The organism is Bradyrhizobium sp. CSS354, assembly GCF_029051725.1.
GTDB lineage: Bacteria > Pseudomonadota > Alphaproteobacteria > Rhizobiales > Xanthobacteraceae > Bradyrhizobium.
The window spans coordinates 340,572-361,463 of record NZ_JAACFU010000006.1; the positions used below are offsets into that span (position 1 = coordinate 340,572).

A 20,892-nucleotide genomic window follows, 5' to 3' on the forward strand; every position below is an offset into this window, starting at 1 on the left:
AGCCGGAACGATAGGCTCAAATGGGCCCGCCTTCGCCAAAGGGACGGACACGAGCGCCGGCTCCTCCTGGGCAAGCAAGCCAAAATCAGCGAGAGAGGAGACGACATGGGTGACGCTCGTGTCTTGCGGAAATGGGCTGTCCAATGACGGATGGTCCGGTGGTCATTATCGGTGCCGGCCATGGCGGCTACCAGGCCGCGGCATCGCTGCGTCAGGCGGGATTTTCCGCTCCTATCAGTCTGGTCAATGACGAGGCGCATCTGCCCTATCAGCGGCCGCCGCTGTCCAAGGCCTACATCAAGGGCTCGTCCGGGCCGGAGAGCCTGATGTTCCGGCCGGAGAAATTCTACCAGGACCAGACCATCGAGCTGGTCGCGGGCCGCGCCGTGTCGATCGACCGCGCGGGGCGCAAGGTGCTGCTCGCCTCGGGCGGGACGCTGCCCTACGGCCACCTCGTGCTGGCGACCGGCGCGCGCAACCGGCTGCTCGATCTGCCCAACGCGAACCTTTCCGACGTGAAGTATTTGCGGATCCTCGACGAGAGCGAGGCGCTGCGAAAGATCATCCCGTCGAAGACGCGGGTGGTGGTGATCGGCGCCGGCTTCATCGGCCTCGAATTCGCGTCCACCGCGCGCATCAAGGGCCTCGAGGTCGACGTGCTCGAACTCGCCCCGCGCGTGATGGCGCGCGCGGTGACGGCGGAGGTCTCGGAGTATTTTCAGGCGCGGCATCGCGAGGCCGGCATCCGCATTCACCTCGGCGTACAGGCAACGTCCATCGAGGCGGAAGACGGCAAGGTCACCGGCGTCTCCCTGAGCGACGGAAGGCATCTGCCGGCCGATCTCGTCGTGGTCGGCGTCGGCGTGCTGCCGAACATCGAGCTCGCGGCGGAGGCGGGGCTGCCGGTCGCGGCCGGTATCATCGTCGACGAATATCTCGCGACGGCCGATCCTGATATCTCGGCGATCGGCGATTGTGCGCTGTTCAAGAGTCCGCGCTTTGGCGGATCGCAGCGCCTGGAATCGGTGCAGAATGCCACCGATCACGCGCGCTGCCTCGCGGCGCGCCTGACCGGCGACCGCAAGGCCTATGACAGCCATCCCTGGTTCTGGAGCGACCAGGGCGAGGATAAGCTCCAGATCGCGGGCCTTACCACCGGCTACGATCGCGTCGTGCTGCGCGGCGACCCCGCCAAGAAGGCGTTCTCGGCGTTCTGCTACAAGGGCGACACTCTGCTCGGCATCGAATCCATCAACCGTGCCGGCGACCACATGTTCGGCCGCCGCCTGTTCGGCCTGGATCGCTCGATCACGCCGGCGCAGGCCGCCGACGAAAGTTTCGACCTGAAGGGCGCGCTGGCGTGATCAGCCGGCGTTGAGGACCGCGACGACTTCCCCGGCCGTCGGCATCGACGGCCCCGCGCCCATGCGCTGCACGGAGATCGAGGCGGCGGCATTGGCGAACGCGAGTGCGGCGCGCAAGTCGACGCCGTCGGCGAGTTGCGCCGCGAGCGCTCCCACAAAACAATCGCCTGCGCCTGTGGTGTCGATCGCCTTCACCACGCGGCCTTGCACCGCAATCTCCTCGCGTCCGACGAGCGCGAGCACGCCGCGCTTGCCAATGGTCACGCAGATGGTCTGGTCCTCGCGCATCTGAAGTTTTCGCGCGACGTCGAGGATCCGGGCAGCCGCGTCACTGTCGGACAACTCCACGCCGGCCAGGAGGCCGAGCTCGGTCTCGTTCAGCACGAGGATGTCGACCAGCGCGAGCAATTCGCTCGACATGTTTTGTGCCGGGGCCGGATTGAGCAACGTCGTGGCGCCCGCGTCGCGAGCCCGCCGGAAGAACGCGGCGATCGTCGGCCGCGGGATCTCGAATTGGCTGACCGCGACATCGCCCTTCGCCAGCGGAACGGCCGCGATATCGTCGATGCCGACCAGCGCATTGCTGCCGGGAATGACGACGATGGTGTTGTCGGCCTCCGCCACCGTGATGATGGCCGTGCCGGTGTGCGCCTCGGCCGTCTCGCGGATGGAGCCGAGATCGATGCCTTGCGCGCCGAGGAACGTCCTCAGCTCACCGCCGAACGAATCCTTGCCCAGCCGGCCGATCAGCGTGGTCCGCGCGCCAAGTCGTGACGCCGCGACCGCCTGGTTGGCGCCCTTGCCACCCGGAAAATACAGCACCTGCTTGCCGGCGACGGTCTCGCCGATCTTCGGATGGCGATCGGCTGTCGCCACCACATCCATGTTGATGCTGCCGGCGACGAAGACGCGCCCCATGAGAGACCTCGGCGAACGCTAGACCCTGACCTCGAACTCGTGCCTGACCTTGGCGATGTCGACAAGCGTCGGCAGGCCGGCTTCGTTGCCAAGACGCTGTATCTTGAAGGTCGAGGCTGCGCGGGCAAAATCAAAATGCTCGCGCCAGCTTTTACCGGGATGGGCGAGATAGGAATAGACATAGGCGCCGTGGAAGACGTCGCCGGCGCCGTTGGTGTCGATCACGCGCTCGCGCGGAATCGGCATCGCCGGCATCACCTGCACCGTTCCGGTCTCGTCGTACCAGAGCAGGCCCTTTTCGCCCATGGTGATGCCGCCGATCTTGCAGCCGCGGCTCTTAAGGTAATCGAGCATCTTTTCAGGCGTCAGATCCATCTGCTCGCACAGGCGCTCGGCGACGATGGCGACGTCGATGAATTCCAATAGCTCATGCGTGTTGGTACGCAGGCCGCCGCCGTCGAGCGAGGTCAGAATGCCGGCCTCGCGGCAGACTTTTGCGTAGTGGATCGCGGCATCGGGCTGATGGCCGTCGACATGCAGCGCGCGGCAGCCGCCGAGATTGAGCATCGGGAATGGATGGATGTGGTCGTCGTCGCGGCAGCGGACGATGGCGCGCTTGCCGTCCTTTGGCATGATGAAGGACAGCGAGGACTGGTTGACCTTCCGTCCATGCAGCGAGATCGCGTATTTCGCGCACATGTCCATGAACATGCGGCCGAGCCAGTCATTGGCCGCGGTGGCGATGAGATCGGGCACGATGCCGAGCTTGGCGCAGCAGAACGCCGCGGTCACCGCATTGCCGCCAAAGGAAACCGCGTAGTCGGAGGCCACGTGCTTCTCGTCGCCGCTCGGCATGTGGTCGGTGATGAAGACGACGTCGATATAGGTCTGTCCGATGAAGAGAGCCTGCATTGCTTGTCCGTGATGCGCTTTGTGGTCCCGGCCGGCGCGCTTACTGTAACACCGGTTCCGCCGAGGGACCGCTGAAATTATTCGCAAAACCGCCGCTCGAAGCGCTTGAGGTCGGCATGCGGCCGGAATACGACCATCACCGGGCAATGCCAAGTCCGGACAAACGCCGTCTCTCGGTCCACGGTTCCGGGCCATCAACAGGGGGAAACATGATCACCGGCCTCGATCACGTCGTCGCACTGGTCAGGGATATCGGTGCGGCCAGGGCGGCCTATCAGACGCTGCTCGGGCGCGCGCCGGCCTGGCAGAACTCGGGCGAGGGCGCCGACCGGGTGCTGTTCACTCTTGCGAACATGACGATCGAATTGATGGCGCCGAACGGCTTCAGCGTGACCGCCGACCGCATGCGCGCGCTGCTCGGCGACCAGGAAGGCGTGCTCGCCAGCCTGTGCTTTCGTGTCGCGGACATGAGCAGGATGCACCGACGGCTGGAGCGGGTGGCGCTCAAGCCGGATCCGGTTGCGGAGGTCGAAAGCAGCGACGCGGAGAGCGGCGCGATCCTGCACTGGAAGCGGACGCGCGCCGCGACGGAGCTCACGCGCGGCGTGCGCATGTTCTTCCTCGAACTGGCTGATGAGCGTCCGCTCTCGCCGGCGACCGATATCGGGCCGATCGATGCACTCGACCACGTCGTGATCACCACCGAGGATTCCGATCGCGCCGCCGCGCTCTATGGTGCGCGGCTCGGGCTCGATCTGGCGCTCGACCGCTCGCACCAGGATTGGGGCCAGCTGATGTTCTTCCGCTGCGGCGATCTCGTCGTTGAGGTGGTGCGCCGCCCCGTCGCGGGCGGCGATTCCCTGCATGACCGCCTCTGGGGCCTCAGCTGGCGGGTGACCGACATCGACGCCACGCGCGCGCGCCTGATCGCCGCCGGTCTCGAGGTCAGCGAAGTGCGCAACGGCCGCAAGCCGGGCACGCGGATCATGACGGTCAGGAACGGCACCTGCGGCATCCAGACGGTCCTGCTGGAGCGCTCGCCGAAGCCGGTGGAGTGAAGTTCAGTCTCTCCCAGCGTCCTTGCGAGGAGCTCTTGCGACGAAAGCAATCCAGACTGTCTCCGTGGTGGCAGTCTGGATTGCCTCGCGGAGCCTGTCATCGGGCCGCGCTCTGCGCGGACCCGTTGGCTCGCAATGACGAAACTATGCGGCGGGCCGCGCGCGTGTTACATCTGTCCTGACATCACCCAGCGAGCAACCGGTTTGGCGAAGGCAAAGCGAACTCTGAAATGGCAGCGCGATCCCGAGGGGATGCGGCTGCGCATTCTCGAAGCCGCCAAGCAGGAATTCTCTGCCCATGGGCTTGCCGGCGCGCGCGTCGACCGGATTGCGGCCAACGCCGGCGCCAACAAGCGGATGCTCTATTATCACGTCGGCAACAAGGATGAGCTCTATCTCGCGGTGCTCGAAGGCGCCTACGACAAGATCCGCAGCGAGGAGCGCGGGCTCGATCTCGAGCATCTCGACCCGCCCGAAGCGATCCGCCGCCTGATCGAGTTCACCTGGAATTACTTCCTGCGCAATCCCGAATTCCTGTCGTTGCTCCAGACCGAGAATCTCGCGCGCGCAAAGCACCTGAAGCGCTCGACCAAGGTCAAGTCGATGCACTCGCCCTTCGTCGAGATGATCGGCACCGTGGTGCGGCGCGGTGTCTCCGGCGGCGACTTCAAGGTCGCGGTCGATCCTGTCCAGCTCTACATCTCGATCGCGGGACTCTGCTTCTTCTATCTCTCGAACTCGGCGACGCTCAGCGTGATCTTCGGTCGCGATTTGCTGGCCAAGGACGCCAAGGACGAGCGGCTGGACCACATGGTCGGCCTCGTGCTGGCAGCGCTGACGGGGCGCTCCGCAGCGTTGCTAGATGCGGCGAAGGCGCCGAAGTCGCGCGTCGTGGTGGCTCAGGCGGTTTAAGGCTGTCGCTTCGTTTCGCGCGATGACAACTGTTGAGGCGGGATAATCTCTCCATCGTCGTCCTGGCGAAAGCCAGGACCCATACCGCGTGATTTATCAATCTCGCCTGGTGCCAGTCCCGAACGACCAGCCTTCGCCAAACTTGACCCTGTGGTTATGGGTCCTGGCTTTCGCCAGGACGACACTGGGGGCCCGGTCTTCAATCCAGCCGGAACCCCGCACAAAACGTCGCAGGAAAACCGCTGGACAGTATTTACCCAACGGGTTAATTTCTCGGCAACGAACAAGACTGCCGGGAGTGAGACGTGGCTGAGCTGAAGCCGCAGAGTGCGGTGTCCAAGATGCTGAACGCGGCCTGGATCCGGCCGTTTTTGTTCCTGGTGTTCATCGTCGTGGCCTGGGATCTCGCGATCCGGCTGTTCAAGATTCCCGCCTACCAGATCCCGTCGCCGGGCGATGTCATTGCGGTGCTGCGTACCGATTGGCCGGAACTGCTGCGCCAGTCCTGGCCGACGACCTATGCGACCGTCTGCGGCTTCGCGCTCTCGGCGCTTTTTGGTATCCCCATCGCGATGCTGATTGCGGGCTCCAAGACAGTAGAGAGCTACGTCTATCCGCTGCTGGTGTTCTCGCAATCCGTGCCGAAGATTGCGATCGCGCCGCTGTTCGTGGTGTGGTTCGGCTTCGGCATCATTCCCAAGGTGATCTCGGCGTTTCTGCTCGGCTTCTTTCCGGTGGTGGTCTCCGCCGTGCAGGGCTTCAAGTCGGTCGATCCGGATATGGTCGATCTCGCCCGAGCCATGCAGGGCAGCCGCTTCCAGGTGTTTTGTGCGGTGAACCTGCCGCATGCGCTACCAGCCATCTTCTCCGGCCTCAAAGTGTCGGTGACGCTCGCCGTGGTCGGCGCCGTCGTCGGCGAGTTCGTCGGCTCCAATTCCGGCATCGGCTATGTGATGCAACGCTCAATCGGAACCTTCGACCTGCCGACGATGTTCGCAGCGCTCGTGATCCTCGCGCTGCTCGGCGTCATCCTGTTCTGGATCGTGGACCGGATCGAGAAGCTGGTCATTCCCTGGCATGTCAGCCAGCGCGAGGACGTGATTTTCGCCTCTTAACAACAACCAAAGCAACGAGCGGCCGCCAAACGGCCGACGCAACAGCGACAAGGGAGAGTGATGATGAAGCGATGGATAGGAGCTGTCTCGGCGGCGCTGATGGTGTTTGCGGCCATGCCGGCGCAAGCGGCCGACAAGGTCGTGCTGATGCTCAACTGGTATGTCTATGGCGAGCACGCGCCGTTCTATTACGGCAAGGCCAAGGGCATCTACGCGGCCGAGGGCATCGACCTCGAGATCCAGGAAGGCCGCGGCTCGGCGGCGACCACGCAGGCGGTGGCCGCCAAGACCGCCGATTTCGGCTATGTCGACGTGCCCACCATGATGCGCGCCGCGATCAAGGGCGCGCCGGTGGTTGCGACCGGCGTGCTGCTCCAGACCAGCCCGATGTCCGCGATGGGTTTTGCCGACAAGAACATCAGGAAGCCCGAGGATATCAAGGGCAAGACGGTCGCGATCACGCCGGCCGATTCCATGACGCAGATCTGGCCGCTGTTCCTGAAGAAGACCGGTCTCAAGGAGAGCGACTTCCAGACCGTTGCCGGCGATGGCCAGACCAAGCTCAACGCGGTCATCAACGGCCAGGCCGATCTCTTGCTCGGCTACGTCATGGACCAGTCGATGAAGATCAAGGACGCCACCGGCAAGGACGTCTACCCGATCAAGTTCGCCGACTACGGCATCAACATGGTTTCCTCCGGCATCATCGCCAACACTGATTATGTGAAAGCCAATGCCGACCTCGTCCGCCGCTTCATGTCGGCGACGACCAAGGCGGTCGAGGCTGCCGAGAAGGAGCCGAAGGCGGCAGCGCAGTCGATCCTGGATGCCAACCCGAAGGGCGGCAAGATCGATACGCTGACGCAGGGTTTTGAGCTGACCATTCCGCTCTACCGCACCGCGGAGACCAAGACCAAGCGGCCGTTCCAGGTCACCGATCAGAACATGACTGATACGGTCAACCTGATGGTCGAATATGGCGGGCTGGATGCCAAGGCCAAGGAGAACCCGAAGGCGTTCTACACCAACGACTATCTGCCGAAGAGCGGCTCGTGAAAGCTGCGGCGAACATGAGTGAAACCCTGCAGCCAGCCGCGCATCTGAGACTGGTGAGCGACCGGGCTGCCGGCGATGCGTCGGGCATCAAACTGTCCGGCGTGTCGAAGACCTATCGGACGCGCGACGGCGATGTGCCGTCATTGCGGCCGCTCGACTTCCATATCAACGACGGCGAGTTCTTCGTCGTGGTCGGCCCATCCGGCTGCGGCAAGTCCACGCTGCTCAAGCTGATCTCGGGACTGCTGCCGCCGACGACGGGCGAGATCCTGGTCGAGGGCGAGAAGGTGACGGCGCCGCACGGCAATGTCGGCATCGTGTTCCAGAACGCGCTGCTGCTGCCGTGGCGTAACATCCTGTCCAACGTGATGCTGCCGATCGACATGAAGCGGCTGCCGCGCCAGACATATCTCGACCGTGCCAAGGCGCTGTTGAAGATGGTCGGGCTCGAAGGATTCGAGAAGAAGCTGCCGTGGCAGCTCTCCGGCGGCATGCAGCAGCGCGCCTCGATCTGCCGCGCCCTGGTGCATGATCCCCGGATCATGCTGATGGACGAGCCGTTCGGCGCGCTCGATGCGCTGACGCGCGAGCGCATGAATGTCGAGCTGATGCGGATCCAGCGCGAAACCCGGAAGACGGTTCTGCTGATCACGCATTCGATCCCCGAGGCCGTGTTCCTCGCCGACCGCGTGCTGGTCATGACCGAGCGGCCCGGCGCGGTCGCCGCGATCTACGACGTGCCGCTGCCGCGCCCCCGTTCGCTCGACGTGATGGCCGATCCTGTTTTCACCGAGCTGGTGCAGCGCATCCGCAAGCATTTCTTTTCCCAAGGGGCGCTGGATTAGGGACGATGGGATCAGCTCTGAATTCCGGAGCGTCATGGCCGGGCTTGTCCCGGCCATCCACGCCTTGCCCCGCGCGAGAGAGAACGTGCATGCCCGGGACAAGCCCGGGCATGACGACCGTCCTAGGACCATGCCGGTGCGCCTGAAGTTGCGAGACATCACCTTCTTCGAACGACCCGTGCATTTCGCGCGGCCGTTCCGCTTCGGCGCGATCACGATCAACGCGACGCCGCAGCTCTACGTGCGGGTCGAGATCGAGGTCGAGGGCAGGGGATCGGCGGTCGGCGCCAGCGCCGAGCTGCTGGTGCCAAAATGGTTCGACAAGCGGCCGGAGCTTTCGCCGGTCCAGACCGTCGATGATTTGCGCCGCTCGCTGGAGATCGCACGGGGGCTTTATCTTGCGCGAACCGGATTTTTGAGGGCATTCGATCTGCATGCCTCCTGCATCGGCGCCCAGGTCGCAACTTGTGCGAAAAAGAACATTCCGGCGCTTGCCGCGACTTACGGCCCCGCGGAAATCGACAAGGCGATCCTCGACGCGCTGCTCCGCGCCGCCGAGACCAATTTTTTCGACGGCATGGCCGGCAACATCGCCGGCATCGATGCGCGGCTTTCGCCCGACCTGAAGGAAACCGATCTCACGATTTTTCTATCCGGCCGGAAGCCGCTGTCGCGTGTTGCCGTCAGGCATACCGTCGGCCTCCACGACACCGTTGAGGGCGAGGGCGGAGTTGCAGATGCCCACGAGAACTCCGGTGCAAGATATTTCAAGCTGAAGCTGTCGGGTGATCCCGTCGCCGATGCAGCGCGGCTGGCGCGCATTGGCAAGGAACTCGATGCGCTGGAGCATGACTACGAGGTGACGCTCGATGCCAACGAGCAATATGCCGATCTCGCGGCGTTGCAGGAACTGATGGACCGGCTCGACCATGACCCCGCGCTGCGGTCGATTTCATCCAGGCTGCTCTATGTCGAGCAGCCGATGCCGCGCGATGTCACGAGGCAGTCGCCGCTCGGCTCGCTCGCGGCGCGCGGCTTCATAATCGACGAAGCCGACGATTCCTACGACGCGTTTCCCGCGGCACGCGCGCTCGGCTATCACGGCATCTCCTCGAAATCCTGCAAAGGGCTTTACAAATCCATCGTCAACGCGACGCGCGCGGCGAAATGGAGCGCGGGCGGCGAGAAGTTCTTCGTCACCGGCGAGGACCTGACCTGCCAGGCCGGGCTTGCCGTGCAGCAGGATCTCGCGCTCGGCGCCTTCATCGGCATCACTCATGCCGAGCGCAACGGCCACCATTATGTCGATGGCTTCGGTGACACGCCCGCCGCGGAGGCCCAGGCGTTCGCGGCCGCGCACCCCGATCTCTATGCCGATGCCGGGCAGGGCGTCCGCCTCAACATTCACAACGGCGATCTCCTGACGGGATCGCTTCACACAACGGGCTTTGCGACGTCGGTCCATCCGGACTGGTCGGCGCTGCGCTCGCTCGAACAGCCAAAATCACTTCAGGAGCAATCGGCATGACCACCCAACGCCTCGGCCTCATCATGAACGGCGTCACCGGCCGCATGGGCCTCAACCAGCATCTGATCCGCTCGATCGTCGCGATCCGGGAGCAGGGCGGCGTCCGCTTGAAGAACGGCGACCGCGTGATGCCCGATCCGATCCTGGTCGGCCGCAGCGCCGAGAAGGTGGAGGGGCTCGCCAAGCGCTACAACATCACGCGCTGGACCACCGATCTAGACGCCGCGCTCGCCGACAAGAACGACACCATGTTCTTCGACGCAGCGACGACGCAGGCGCGCCCCGGGCTGCTGACCCAGGCGATCAATGCCGGCAAGCACGTCTATTGCGAGAAGCCGATCGCGACCAATTTCGAGGAGGCGCTCGAGGTCGTCAAGCTCGCCAATTCCAAGGGCGTCAAGCACGGCACGGTGCAGGACAAGCTGTTCCTGCCCGGCCTGAAGAAGATTGCCTTCCTGCGCGACTCCGGCTTCTTCGGCCGCATTCTCTCGGTGCGCGGCGAGTTCGGCTATTGGGTGTTCGAGGGCGGCTGGCAGGAGGCGCAGCGGCCGTCATGGAATTACCGCGACGAGGACGGCGGCGGCATCATTCTCGACATGGTTTGCCACTGGCGCTACGTGCTCGACAATCTCTTTGGCGAGGTCGAGAGCGTGAGCTGCATCGGCAACACCGACATTCCCGAGCGTTTCGACGAGCAGGGCAAGAAGTACAAGGCGACCGCCGACGACTCCGCCTATGCGACGTTCCAGCTCAAGGGCGGCGCCATCGCCCACATCAACATGTCCTGGGTGACGCGCGTCTATCGCGACGATCTCGTCACCTTCCAGGTCGACGGCACGCTCGGCTCGGCCGTCGCAGGCCTTTCCGACTGCATGATCCAGGCGCGGCAGGCGACGCCCCGGCCGGTGTGGAATCCCGACGAGAAGCGGCTGCACGATTTCTACGGCGACTGGCAGAAGCTGCCAGACAACGTCAGCTACGACAACGGCTTCAAAGAGCAGTGGGAGATGTTCATCCGCCACGTCTACGAGGATGCGCCCTACAAGTTCACGCTGCTCGAAGGCGTCAAGGGCGTGCAGCTCGCCGAATGCGCGCTGAAGAGCTGGAAGGAGCGGCGCTGGATCGACGTCGCCCCGATCAAGGTCTGAGGTCTATTGGATAAGTGTCGATGTTATTGAGCCGTCATTGCGAGCGAAGCGAAGCAATCCAGAATGCCTCCGCGGCGAGAGTCTGGATTGCTTCGTCGCTTCGCTCCTCGCAATGACGGGAAGAGGTCTGAAATCATGAACAAGCCCGTCCAGCCCAAGCCCGTCCCATCAACGTCGTCTCTGTCGCTCAAGCTGCCGAAGGCCGATCGTTCGATCGAGACCTACCGGCTTGCTGCATCGCGCACCTTTCCTGCAAAGCTCGAGGGCCCGCTGAACCGCATCGCGTTCTCGGCCGTTCACACCGTGACCGATCCCTTCGCCGACAACGACCCGTGGCTGTCCGCTGCCGTCGACTGGGACAAGACCATCGCCTTCCGCGAGCACGTCTGGGATCTCGGCCTCGGTGTCGCCGAAGCCATGGACACCGCGCAGCGCGGCATGGGGCTGGACTGGCCGACCTCGCTGGAGCTGATCACGCGCTCGGTCGACGCGGCCAAGCGACGCAACGCGCTGGTGTTTTCCGGAGCAGGCACGGACCATCTCGCGGTCGAGGACGCCAGGAATCTCGACGACGTGATCCGCGCCTATGAGGAGCAGATATCGGCGGTCGAGAAGGTCGGTGGCCGCATCATTTTGATGGCGTCGCGCGCGTTGGCGAAGCTGGGCCGCAACGCCGACGATTACGCAAAGGTCTATGACCGCGTGCTGTCGCAGGTTCGCGAGCCCGTGATCATCCACTGGCTTGGCGACATGTTCGATCCGGCGCTGACGGGATATTGGGGCACCAGCGATCTCGACAAGGCGATGGATATTGCGGTCGCCATCATCAACGGCAACGCCGCCAAGGTCGACGGTGTCAAGGTTTCGCTGCTGGACAAGCAACGCGAGATCGACATGCGCAGGCGGCTCGACAAGCGTATCAAGATGTACACCGGCGACGATTTTAATTATGCGGAGCTGATCGCCGGCGACGAACAGGGCTTTTCGCACGCGCTGCTCGGCATCTTCGATGCGATCGCGCCGGCGGCGTCCTACGCCTTATCGCGGCTGGCAGCGGGTGACGAAGCCGGCTTCCACGACGTACTGGGGCCGACGGTGCCGCTGTCGCGGCACATCTTCAAGGCGCCCACGCGGTTCTATAAGACCGGCGTTGTGTTCATGGCCTATCTCAACGGCCACCAGGACCATTTCACCATGGTCGGCGGGCAGGAGAGCACGCGCTCGATGCTGCATCTGGCCGAGCTGTTCCGGCTGGCCGACAAGGCCGGGCTGCTCGCCAATCCGGAGTTGGCGACGCGGCGGATGAAGGCGGTGCTCTCAACGCACGGAATCGAATCCTGATGCGTGATTTCTCGTCCGATCATCGCTGGCTGTCGCTGAACACGGCGACGATCCGCAAGCGGGGTGACCTCGTCGAAATCATCGACGCCTGTGCCAGGCACGGCATCCGTGCCATCGACCCCTGGCGCGACCAGGTCGCAGCCGTCGGCCTCGACCGCGCCGCCCGCGCGGTGCGCGAGGCCGGCCTCGATCTATCGGGCTACTGCCGCGGCGGCATGTTCACGTCGGATGCATCGCGGCGGGGCGAGGTGCGTGACGACAACCGGCGCTGTGTGGACGAAGCCAAGGCGCTGGGGGCACCCTGCATTGTGCTCGTCGTCGGCGGCTTGCCGCAATATTCGCGGCCGGGCAGCGAAGCGTCGAAGGACATCGCGGGCGCGCGGACGCAGGTCGAGGAAGCGCTCGCTGATATGCTCGATTATGCCAAACAGGCCAAGCTGCCGCTGGCGATCGAGCCGCTGCATCCGGCCTATGCGGCGGACCGTGCCTGCGTCAACACGGCGAAGCAGGCGCTCGACATCTGCGACCGGCTCGATCGTGATCGCAGCGGCATGCTCGGCGTCGCGCTCGACGTCTATCACATCTGGTGGGATCCGGAGCTGATGGGGCAGATCGCGCGCGCCGGGCAGGATCGCCTGCTCGCCTTCCATGTATGCGACTGGCTGGTGCCGACCAAGGACATTCTCAACGACCGCGGCATGATGGGCGATGGCGTGATCGATATCAAATCCGTGCGTGCAGCGGTCGAGGCGCAGGGCTTTGCCGGCTATTCGGAGATCGAAATCTTCTCCAACGACTGGTGGAGCAAACCGATGGATGAGGTGCTGCAAACCTGCATCGCGCGGCACAAGACGGTGGTTTAGGCCTTCCGGAATTTGTTGCGCGCAGCGGCGCCGATGGCCTGAGACGTCAAATGGTTACGCGGGATCACCGGGGCATGCCGCGCCGGTAACCTTCTACTGTGCATGGGGTTGTTTTCGCGTTTTTTTGTTGTGAGGCCTCAGCCGATCGCGCAAGGCACGCTCAGAAAGCCGCGGAACCGCACCCGTCCGCCCCGCACCGGGCGTCCGCTTACGGCATAGTTCGGGAAGCGCGCCAAGAAGCGTGAGACCGCGATGGCGCCTTCCAGCCGCGCCAGCGCCATGCCGGCGCATTGATGCGCGCCGGTGGCGAAGGCGAGATGCCGGTTCGGCGTGCGCGCGATGTCGAATCTCTCGGGGTCCGGAAACTGCGCGGGATCGCGGTTGGCAGCGCCGATGCACAGCGTGATCGACGTGCCGGCATCGAGCATGACGCCGCCGAGTTCGACCCGCTCCGTGGTCATGCGGTTGCCGAGCTGGTTCGAGCTCTCGTAGCGCAGCATCTCTTCGACCGCAGTCTTGATCAGCTCGGGGTGGTCGATCAGCCGCCGCTTCTGATCCGGATTCCGGTCGAGCGCTACGAGGCCGTTGCCGATCAGGTTGGTGGTGGTCTCGTGGCCGGCATTGAGCAGGAAGATGCAGTTGTGCAGCAGCTCCTTCTCGGTCAGCCGCTCGCCGTTGTCCTCGCCCTGGATCAGGCGCGTCAGCACGTCGCGTTCGGGGTTGCCGGGCTTCGCTCGTCGGCGTGCGACCAGCGTTTCGAGATAGGCGAGAAAATCCGTCACGGCCCTGTTGCCGCGGGCGGCGACTTCAGGCGACACCACCGGTTCGAGGGCACCGAGGATTGCGAGCGACCAGTCGCGCAGCGGCGCGCGCTCGTCATGGGGCACGTCGAGCAGATTGCCGATCACCTCGATGGGGATCGATGCGGCGAAGTCCTCGATCAGCTCGCAATCACCTTTGGCGGCGATGGCGTCGAGCAGGCCGTCGACGAGCTTGATGATATCAGGCTCCATCCCCGCGATCGCGCGCGGCGACAGCGCGCCCATGATCAGGCGCCGCACGCGCGTATGGGCCGGCGGGTCGTTGAAGACGAGGCTCGTGGTGTGGTGCTCGTAGAGCGGGGTGTCGCCGTATTTCGGCGCGAACTCGCGCTTCTTGTCCGAGCTGAACGATTTTGTGTTCTTGTAGGTCGTGACGAGATCGTCATAGCGGGTCAGGAACACGGTGCCGTTGCGCAGGCGCTTGAGCGGCTCGTTCTCCCGCAGTGCACGATAGGTCGGGTAGGGATCGTCGTAGAATTCCGGCGTCAGCTTCTCCAGATCGAAACTGGCCGCCAGTTCGTTCGCACTTGCGTTCATGCCGCCATACTCGCCGGTTGAGTCCGATATGCTGTATTCGCTCTTTTGAGCGGCTCGGTTCACCGTCTACAGTCGAATCGTGATTTGCAAGCCGACCGGACAGGAAAATGCACGCCCGCGCTGACGCTGCCGACACGGCCGCCGAGTCCAGCACTCATTGGCCCGACGATATTTTCGCGACCTTGCAACGCTTCGACGTCCGGCAGGTGCCCTACGTGCCCGACGCCGGCCATTCGAGGCTGATCCAGCGCGTGCTGGCCTCGTCGACGATGCGTGGCATTTCGCTGACGACGGAGGAGGAGGGCGTAGCGCTGCTGGCGGGCGCCTGGGCCGGCGGGCAGCGAGGCGTGCTGTTGATGCAGTCGAGCGGGGTCGGCAATTGCATCAACATGCTGTCGCTGATCCCGATCCTGCGCTTTCCCTTCCTCACGCTGGTGACCATGCGTGGTGAGTGGGGCGAGTTCAATCCGTGGCAGGTGCCGATGGGATCGACCACGCAGGGCGTATTCGAACTCTCGGGAGTCAAGGTGCTGCGCGCTTCGACCGCAGCCGAGGTGCCGGCCGTGCTCGAGGCGGCGGCCGCGCAGGCCTATAACGCGCTCACGCCCACCGCCGTCCTGCTGTCGCAGCGCCTGATCGGCGCCAAGGTTTTCACTAAATGAGCAAAGCCAATCTCCTCGACCGGCGTCAGGTGGTGACCACGCTTCTCGCGGACCGCAAGGATGTGGTTGCGATCGGCGGCCTCGGCGCCTCCACTAACGATATGTGCGCGGCCGGCGACCATGCCCGGAATTTCTATCTCTGGGGCGGCATGGGCGGGGCGGCGATGATCGGCCTCGGGCTTGCCCTGGCGCAGCCGAAATTGCCGGTGCTGGTCATCACCGGCGACGGCGAGATGCTGATGGGCCTGGGCAGCCTTGCCACCATCGGCCTCCAGAAGCCGTCCAACCTCTCGATCGCGGTGCTCGACAACGAGGCCTATGGCGAGACCGGCGGCCAGACCAGCCACACCTCCGTCGCTGCCGACCTCGTCGGCGTCGCCCGGGCCTGCGGCATCGGGGATAGCCGGTCTGTCACGACCATGGCCGAGGTCGAGGCCTTCGCCAAAGCCGTCCACGACGTCACGGCCGGGCCGCGCCTTGCAAATGTGAAGATCGACAGCACCAATCTGGAGCGGATTTTGCCGAGCCGGGATGGGACTTACATTCTCAACCGGATTCGCGGCGACCTCGGCTTCCAGCCGATCTAGGCGATCCTTCCGGCGCCTCCGTCCTGCACGGAGGCCGTGTGGGCGCGGCGAATTTCCACTGAAATTACAACGCACTCAGGTTGCGATGCAGCATAGTGCTTGACTTTTGCGTGGGTGAGTGCTTACTCACTAGCATGAGCTCATTGCGTATGACGAGCGACCTGAGGCGTCAATTGATCCTCGGCGCCGCAAAGCGTTGCTTTGCCCGACACGGCTATACCGGCACCACGACCAAGAGCGTGGCGGCCGCCGCTGCCATTTCCGAGGCGCTGCTGTTCAAGCATTTCCCGTCCAAGGCCGCGCTTTACGCCGAAATTCTCAGTGACGAATGCGAGGCGGACCCGGCGCTCATGGAGCTGCTCGAACGCGAGCCGTCGACTGCTACGTTGGTCGAAGTGATCCGCGGCATGGTCGGGCATTTCATGCACATCGCCGACGGGCCCGACCAGGAAGAGGCCCAGCGGCTGCGATTGATGGCCACGAGCCATTTGGATGATGGCGAATTCGCGCGTTTGCTATATGCCAAGATCGAGACGCTGATCGGGGCGGCCTTCGTCGCCTCGCTCGAGCGTGCGGTTGCCGCGAGGGACGCGCGGCCATACAACGGCGAACCGCTCAACCTGTTCTGGTTTGCGCATCACACTGTGATGACGGCTGCGCTGACCAGGCTGCCGGCCACGCCGTGTCTCGCTTACGGCAAGGCGAACGACCTCGAGCGGCAGCTCTGTGAGTTTCTCCTGAGGGGTATCGGACTTAACGACGCCGCAATTGCTGCGCATTTGGGCCGCGATCAGGCCGCGTGTGCGGACAAGACGGCGATTGCAGAGAGTGCATGACATGAACATCGTCACCGAACACAAGATTTCGGGCGAACCCATCGACAACAAGGCTCCCAAGCGTCCGGTCCGGCCGGTGCTCTGGTTCATCATCGTCGGCACGCTTCTGGCCGTGCTCGTCGGTGGCCTTGTCTGGTTCAATTTTTTCCGCGGCCAGATGATCAAGCAGTTCTTCGCCAACAACAAGCCGCCGCCGGTCGCGGTCAGCGCCGCCGAGGCGAAGTCCGAGGTGGTGCCGAATCTGTTGACCGCCGTCGGCGGGCTGTCCGCCGTGCACCAGGTCGACGTCAGCGCCGACGTCAACGGCCGCGTCACCGAGATCAAGTTCGAGCCGGGTACGCATGTCGAGGCCGGCACGCCGCTGGTGCAGATGTTCGATGCACCGGAGCAGGGCGACCTTGCCAATTACAAGGCGCAGTCCACCGTCGCACAGCTGTCGCTCGACCGCGCCAAGCAACTGGCGTCGCGCCAGTTCGGCCCGCAGGCAACCGTCGACACCGCGCAGGCCGCGTACGATCAGGCGCTGGCGGGTATCGCCAAGACCGAAGCGTTGATCTCGCAGAAGCTGGTCCGCGCGCCGTTCTCCGGCGATCTTGGCGTCCGCAAGGTCGAGGTCGGCCAGTATCTGACCGCCGGCACGGCCATCGTCTCGCTGACGGATCTGTCGGAACTGTGGGCCAACTTCACGGTGACGGAAAAGGACTCGGGCAATCTCAAGGTCGGTCAGCCAGTCCGGCTGAAGGTCGATGCCTATCCCGGCCGCACCTTCGACGCCAAGATCACCACGATCGAGCCGCAGATCTCGGCCGACACTCGCAACATCCGCGTGCAGGCGACCATCTCCAATCCGGAGAAGATCCTGAAGCCCGGCATGTTCGTGACCACGACGGTGGTGCTGCCGGACAAGCCGGCCGTGGTCACCGTGCCGGAGACAGCGGTCGACTACACGCTCTACGGCGACTCGGTGTTCGTGATCACCGAGAAGAAGGAAGCTGACGGCAAGACCAGCCTGAGCGCGGTGCGCACTTTCGTGCAGACCGGCAACCGGGTCGAAGGCCGCGTCGAAATCGTCAAGGGCGTGAAGCCGGGCGATAAGGTCGTCGCCGTCGGCCAGCTCAAGCTGCAATCGGGCGCGGCGGTGTCGATTTCGACCGACCCGGCTCCGCAGATCCCGGCGCAGCCGCCGCGCTACTGACATCGTACACGTTGCAGCATGATCCGGCACGGCCGGGTCATGCGCTTTGCAAGTCAAAGAAATCGAGATCGCCGCGATGCGCTTTACTGATATTTTCATCAAACGCCCGGTCCTGTCGGTCGTCGTCAGCCTGCTGATCCTGCTGATCGGCCTGCGCGCGGCGACGACGCTGCCGATTCGGCAATATCCGAAGCTGTCGAACACGGTCATCAACATCACGACCGTCTATCCGGGCGCGTCCGCGGACCTGATCCAGGGCTTCATCACCACCCCGATCGAGCAGGCGGTCGCTTCCGCCGAAGGCGTCGATTACATCACCTCGTCCTCGGTGCTCGGCACTTCGACGATCCAGGTCTACATCAAGCTGAATTTCGATCCGAACCAGGCGCTGACCGAGGTTCTGGCCAAGACGAACTCGGTCAAATATTTGATCCCGAAGGAATCCAACGACCCTATCGTCACCAAGACCACGGGCCAGACCACGGCCGTGATGTATCTCGGATTCTCGTCCGAAGAGCTGTCGGGCTCGGCGATCTCAGACTATCTGACGCGCGTTGTGCAACCGGTGCTGTCGACCGTCGATGGCGTGGCCTCCGCCGACATTCTCGGCGGCCAGACCTTTGCGATGCGGTTGTGGCTTGATCCCCTGAAGATGGCGGGCCGCAACGTGTCGCCTGCGGATGTTGCGACCGCGATCACCGCCAACAACTTCCAGTCCGCGGCGGGACAGACCAAGGGCTATCTCATCGTCTCGAACGTCTCGACGAATACCGGCCTGACCGACGTCAACCAGTTCAAGAAGATGATCGTCAAGGCCAAGGACGGCGGCTTCGTGCGGATGGAGGACATCGCCACCGTCGAGCTTGCGGCCCAGAGCACGGACGCGAGCGTCGCCTTCAACGGCGAGCACGCGATCTTTATCGGTGTGCAGGCAACGCCGCAGGGCAACCCGCTGACGCTGGTCAAGGGCGTGCGGGCGCTATTCCCCGAGTTGGAGCGCAATCTGCCGCCGTCGATGAAGATGAAGGTCGCCTACGATTCGACCAAGTTCATCCAATCCTCGATCGACGAGGTCGAGAAGACGCTGGGTGAAGCCGTGATCATCGTGATCGTGGTGATCTTCCTGTTCCTGGCGTCGTTCCGTTCGGTCATCATTCCCGTCGTCACCATCCCGCTGTCGATGATCGGCGTCTGCACGCTGATGCTGGCGCTGGGCTTCAGCTTCAACCTCTTGACCCTGCTCGCGATGGTGCTCGCGATCGGCCTCGTGGTCGACGACGCCATCGTCGTGGTGGAAAACATCCATCGTCATCTGGAGGAAGGGAAAACGCCGGTCCAGGCGTCGCTGGAAGGCGCGCGCGAAATCGTGGGTCCCGTCGTCTCGATGACCATCACGCTCGCGGCCGTGTACGCGCCGATCGGTTTCCTCGGCGGCCTGACCGGCTCGCTGTTCCGCGAATTCGCCTTCACGCTTGCGGGCTCGGTGATCGTGTCCGGCGTGATCGCGCTGACGCTGTCGCCGATGATGTGCTCGGTGCTGCTGAAGAACACAGAAGAGGGTCGCTTCGCCAAGCTCGTCAACAAGGTGTTTGGCGCACTGACGCGTTGGTACGGGCGCAGGCTCGACCGCTCGCTCGACTACAAGGCCATCACCGGCCTGTTTGCGGTAACCATCCTCGGGCTCGTCGGCTTCCTCTACATGCACACGTCGAAGGAGCTGGCGCCTGAGGAAGACCAGGGCATCGTGTTCGCGGTGACCAAGGCGCCGAAATACGCCAACATCGACTACGTCGACTTTTACGGCGAGAAGCTCGACAAGGAATTCCAGAAATTCCCCGAGACCGATCTGCGCTTCGTGCTGAACGGCATCAACGGCCCGCAGGGCGGTATCGCCGGCATGCTGCTGAAGCCGTGGGAGGAGCGCAAGCGTTCGTCGATCCAGCTGAAGTCGCTGGTGCAGGCCGAGCTTTCCAAGATCGAGGGCGTGCAGGCGTTCGCATTCAACCTGCCGCCGCTGCCAGGCGGCCCAGGCGGCCTCCCGGTGCAGATGGTGATCAACTCCACCGCCAGTTTCCAGACTGTCTATGAGCAGATGGAGAAGCTGAAGGCTGCGGCCCGCAAGAGCGGAATGTTCATCGTTTCCGACAGCGATCTCGCCTACAACCAGCCCAACGTGAAGGTGACGATCAACCGCACCAAGGCGCAGGATCTCGGCATCAGCATGCAGAACCTCGGCAGCTCGCTGGCGGTGCTGCTCGGCGGCAACTACATCAACCGCTTCAACCTCGAAGGCCGATCCTATCAGGTCATCCCGCAGGTGCCGCGCGGCCAGCGGCTCTCGCCGGAATCTCTTGCCGGCTACTATGTGACCACCAACACCGGCCAGCAGCTTCCGCTCTCGACGGTGGTGTCGATCGAGACCAAGACCGAGCCGAATTCGCTGACACATTACAATCAGCTCAATTCGGCGACCTTCTCGGCGGTGCCGATGCCCGGCGTGACCGTGGGTGCGGCGGTCGACTTCCTCGAGAGCGAGGCCAAAAACCTGCCGCAAGGTTTCAGCCATGATTATCTGGCTGACAGCAGGCAATATGTGCAGGAAGGCAACCAGCTCGCGATCACCTTCGGCTTCGCGTTGATCATCATCTTCCTGGTGCTGGCGGCGCAGTTCGAGAGCTTGCGCGATCCGCTGGTGATCATGATCTCGGTGCCAATGGCGATCGTTGGCGCGCTGATCCCGCTATTCTTCGGCGTGGCGACCATGAACATCTACACTCAGGTCGGTCTGCTGACCTTGGTGGGCCTGATCACCAAGCACGGCATCCTGATGGTGGAGTTCGCCAACGAGCTCCAGATCAACGAGCGGCTCGATCGCCGCTCCGCCATCGAAATGTCGGCTCGCATTCGTCTGAGACCGATCCTGATGACCACGGCAGCGATGGTGACGGGCCTGATCCCGCTCCTGACCGCGACCGGCGCAGGCGCGGCCAGCCGCTTCTCGATCGGTCTGGTGGTTGTCGCCGGAATGTCGATCGGCACGTTGTTCACGCTGTTCGTGCTGCCGGCGGTCTATGTGGTGCTGGCGACCGACCATCGCGCGGCGGCCGATTCCGAGCGGAACAAGCAGGTCAACGATCTGGACCTCGGCTCCAAGGCGCTCCGGCCGACCTGAGGCCGCAAATCAAGGAACCCGA

Annotated in this window: 18 protein-coding genes; 15 read left to right on the forward strand and 3 right to left on the reverse strand. The window is 63.9% G+C overall.

What is annotated here, in order from left to right; all coding sequences use genetic code 11:
* Positions 1-143 precede the first annotated feature (143 nt).
* Complete coding sequence (locus tag GWG67_RS17275) at positions 144-1,364, forward strand: NAD(P)/FAD-dependent oxidoreductase (RefSeq protein WP_275170467.1); 1,221 nt, start codon at positions 144-146, stop codon at positions 1,362-1,364.
* Here the strand turns inward: GWG67_RS17275 and GWG67_RS17280 are convergent, their stop codons facing one another.
* Together GWG67_RS17280 and GWG67_RS17285 are read right to left on the reverse strand one after the other, a co-directional pair.
* On the reverse strand, positions 1,365-2,282 hold the full coding sequence (locus GWG67_RS17280; RefSeq protein WP_275170468.1) for a ribokinase: 918 nt from the start codon (positions 2,280-2,282) through the stop codon (positions 1,365-1,367). It lies immediately after the preceding gene.
* An 18-nt stretch (positions 2,283-2,300) separates the two neighbouring features.
* Complete coding sequence (locus tag GWG67_RS17285; protein ID WP_275170469.1) at positions 2,301-3,194, reverse strand: sugar kinase; 894 nt, start codon at positions 3,192-3,194, stop codon at positions 2,301-2,303.
* A gap of 209 nt (positions 3,195-3,403) precedes the next feature.
* Here GWG67_RS17285 and GWG67_RS17290 point away from each other — a divergent pair, with 209 nt between their 5' ends.
* The 9 genes from GWG67_RS17290 (at position 3,404) to GWG67_RS17330 (ending at position 13,060) form a co-directional block, all read left to right on the forward strand.
* A complete protein-coding gene (locus GWG67_RS17290) occupies positions 3,404-4,252 on the forward strand; it encodes a VOC family protein (RefSeq protein WP_275170470.1) in 849 nt (282 codons plus the stop codon).
* A 204-nt stretch (positions 4,253-4,456) separates the two neighbouring features.
* Positions 4,457-5,164, forward strand: coding sequence for a TetR/AcrR family transcriptional regulator (locus GWG67_RS17295; protein WP_275170471.1), 708 nt, complete (start codon positions 4,457-4,459; stop codon positions 5,162-5,164).
* A 305-nt stretch (positions 5,165-5,469) separates the two neighbouring features.
* The gene (locus tag GWG67_RS17300; protein ID WP_007593901.1) at positions 5,470-6,279 is read left to right on the forward strand and encodes an ABC transporter permease; all 810 of its coding nucleotides are present in this window, start codon (positions 5,470-5,472) and stop codon (positions 6,277-6,279) included.
* A gap of 63 nt (positions 6,280-6,342) precedes the next feature.
* Positions 6,343-7,335, forward strand: a complete 993-nt coding sequence (locus tag GWG67_RS17305) for an ABC transporter substrate-binding protein (RefSeq protein ID WP_275170472.1) — start codon at positions 6,343-6,345, stop codon at positions 7,333-7,335.
* Between the two features lie 14 nt (positions 7,336-7,349).
* Complete coding sequence (locus GWG67_RS17310; protein WP_275170473.1) at positions 7,350-8,180, forward strand: ABC transporter ATP-binding protein; 831 nt, start codon at positions 7,350-7,352, stop codon at positions 8,178-8,180.
* Between the two features lie 130 nt (positions 8,181-8,310).
* Complete coding sequence (locus tag GWG67_RS17315) at positions 8,311-9,708, forward strand: hypothetical protein (protein ID WP_275170689.1); 1,398 nt, start codon at positions 8,311-8,313, stop codon at positions 9,706-9,708.
* Positions 9,705-10,856: a Gfo/Idh/MocA family protein gene (locus GWG67_RS17320; protein WP_275170474.1), complete on the forward strand. Its 1,152-nt coding sequence runs from the start codon at positions 9,705-9,707 to the stop codon at positions 10,854-10,856. Before GWG67_RS17315 ends, GWG67_RS17320 begins: the two co-directional genes overlap by 4 nt.
* Positions 10,857-10,991: 135 nt before the next feature.
* Positions 10,992-12,197, forward strand: coding sequence for a dihydrodipicolinate synthase family protein (locus GWG67_RS17325; protein ID WP_275170475.1), 1,206 nt, complete (start codon positions 10,992-10,994; stop codon positions 12,195-12,197).
* The gene (locus GWG67_RS17330) at positions 12,197-13,060 is read left to right on the forward strand and encodes a sugar phosphate isomerase/epimerase (RefSeq protein ID WP_275170476.1); all 864 of its coding nucleotides are present in this window, start codon (positions 12,197-12,199) and stop codon (positions 13,058-13,060) included. Before GWG67_RS17325 ends, GWG67_RS17330 begins: the two co-directional genes overlap by 1 nt.
* Positions 13,061-13,197: 137 nt before the next feature.
* On the opposite strand, the gene GWG67_RS17335 is transcribed toward GWG67_RS17330, so the two are convergent.
* Entirely contained in the window at positions 13,198-14,418 is a 1,221-nt protein-coding gene (locus GWG67_RS17335; RefSeq protein ID WP_275170477.1) for a cytochrome P450, read from the reverse strand.
* A 107-nt stretch (positions 14,419-14,525) separates the two neighbouring features.
* Here GWG67_RS17335 and GWG67_RS17340 point away from each other — a divergent pair, with 107 nt between their 5' ends.
* From GWG67_RS17340 to GWG67_RS17360, 5 genes are all read left to right on the forward strand, one after another.
* On the forward strand, positions 14,526-15,080 hold the full coding sequence (locus GWG67_RS17340) for a phosphonopyruvate decarboxylase (RefSeq protein ID WP_275170478.1): 555 nt from the start codon (positions 14,526-14,528) through the stop codon (positions 15,078-15,080).
* Positions 15,077-15,667, forward strand: a complete 591-nt coding sequence (locus tag GWG67_RS17345; protein ID WP_275170479.1) for a thiamine pyrophosphate-dependent enzyme — start codon at positions 15,077-15,079, stop codon at positions 15,665-15,667. The genes GWG67_RS17340 and GWG67_RS17345 overlap by 4 nt, the downstream gene beginning before the upstream one ends.
* Before the next feature lie 134 nt (positions 15,668-15,801).
* The gene (locus GWG67_RS17350) at positions 15,802-16,503 is read left to right on the forward strand and encodes a TetR/AcrR family transcriptional regulator (protein ID WP_275170480.1); all 702 of its coding nucleotides are present in this window, start codon (positions 15,802-15,804) and stop codon (positions 16,501-16,503) included.
* Between the two features lies 1 nt (position 16,504).
* Positions 16,505-17,698: an efflux RND transporter periplasmic adaptor subunit gene (locus GWG67_RS17355; protein ID WP_275170481.1), complete on the forward strand. Its 1,194-nt coding sequence runs from the start codon at positions 16,505-16,507 to the stop codon at positions 17,696-17,698.
* Positions 17,699-17,774: 76 nt separating this feature from the next.
* Complete coding sequence (locus GWG67_RS17360; protein WP_275170691.1) at positions 17,775-20,870, forward strand: MexW/MexI family multidrug efflux RND transporter permease subunit; 3,096 nt, start codon at positions 17,775-17,777, stop codon at positions 20,868-20,870.
* The last annotated feature ends 22 nt before the right edge of the window (positions 20,871-20,892 follow it).

Bases quoted from the DNA above. Each gene is read 5' to 3' on its own strand.
- GWG67_RS17290 (WP_275170470.1), top strand. From the start codon at position 3,404: ATGATCACCGGCCTCGATCACGTCGTCGCACTGGTCAGGGATATCGGT.
- GWG67_RS17320 (WP_275170474.1), top strand. From the start codon at position 9,705: ATGACCACCCAACGCCTCGGCCTCATCATGAACGGCGTCACCGGCCGC.
- GWG67_RS17325 (WP_275170475.1), top strand. From the start codon at position 10,992: ATGAACAAGCCCGTCCAGCCCAAGCCCGTCCCATCAACGTCGTCTCTG.
- GWG67_RS17355 (WP_275170481.1), top strand. From the start codon at position 16,505: ATGAACATCGTCACCGAACACAAGATTTCGGGCGAACCCATCGACAAC.
- GWG67_RS17310 (WP_275170473.1), top strand. From the start codon at position 7,350: ATGAGTGAAACCCTGCAGCCAGCCGCGCATCTGAGACTGGTGAGCGAC.
- GWG67_RS17360 (WP_275170691.1), top strand. From the start codon at position 17,775: ATGCGCTTTACTGATATTTTCATCAAACGCCCGGTCCTGTCGGTCGTC.
- GWG67_RS17335 (WP_275170477.1), bottom strand. From the start codon at position 14,418: ATGAACGCAAGTGCGAACGAACTGGCGGCCAGTTTCGATCTGGAGAAG.
- GWG67_RS17315 (WP_275170689.1), top strand. From the start codon at position 8,311: ATGCCGGTGCGCCTGAAGTTGCGAGACATCACCTTCTTCGAACGACCC.
- GWG67_RS17330 (WP_275170476.1), top strand. From the start codon at position 12,197: ATGCGTGATTTCTCGTCCGATCATCGCTGGCTGTCGCTGAACACGGCG.
- GWG67_RS17305 (WP_275170472.1), top strand. From the start codon at position 6,343: ATGAAGCGATGGATAGGAGCTGTCTCGGCGGCGCTGATGGTGTTTGCG.
- GWG67_RS17280 (WP_275170468.1), bottom strand. From the start codon at position 2,282: ATGGGGCGCGTCTTCGTCGCCGGCAGCATCAACATGGATGTGGTGGCG.
- GWG67_RS17285 (WP_275170469.1), bottom strand. From the start codon at position 3,194: ATGCAGGCTCTCTTCATCGGACAGACCTATATCGACGTCGTCTTCATC.
- GWG67_RS17275 (WP_275170467.1), top strand. From the start codon at position 144: ATGACGGATGGTCCGGTGGTCATTATCGGTGCCGGCCATGGCGGCTAC.
- GWG67_RS17340 (WP_275170478.1), top strand. From the start codon at position 14,526: ATGCACGCCCGCGCTGACGCTGCCGACACGGCCGCCGAGTCCAGCACT.
- GWG67_RS17350 (WP_275170480.1), top strand. From the start codon at position 15,802: ATGAGCTCATTGCGTATGACGAGCGACCTGAGGCGTCAATTGATCCTC.
- GWG67_RS17345 (WP_275170479.1), top strand. From the start codon at position 15,077: ATGAGCAAAGCCAATCTCCTCGACCGGCGTCAGGTGGTGACCACGCTT.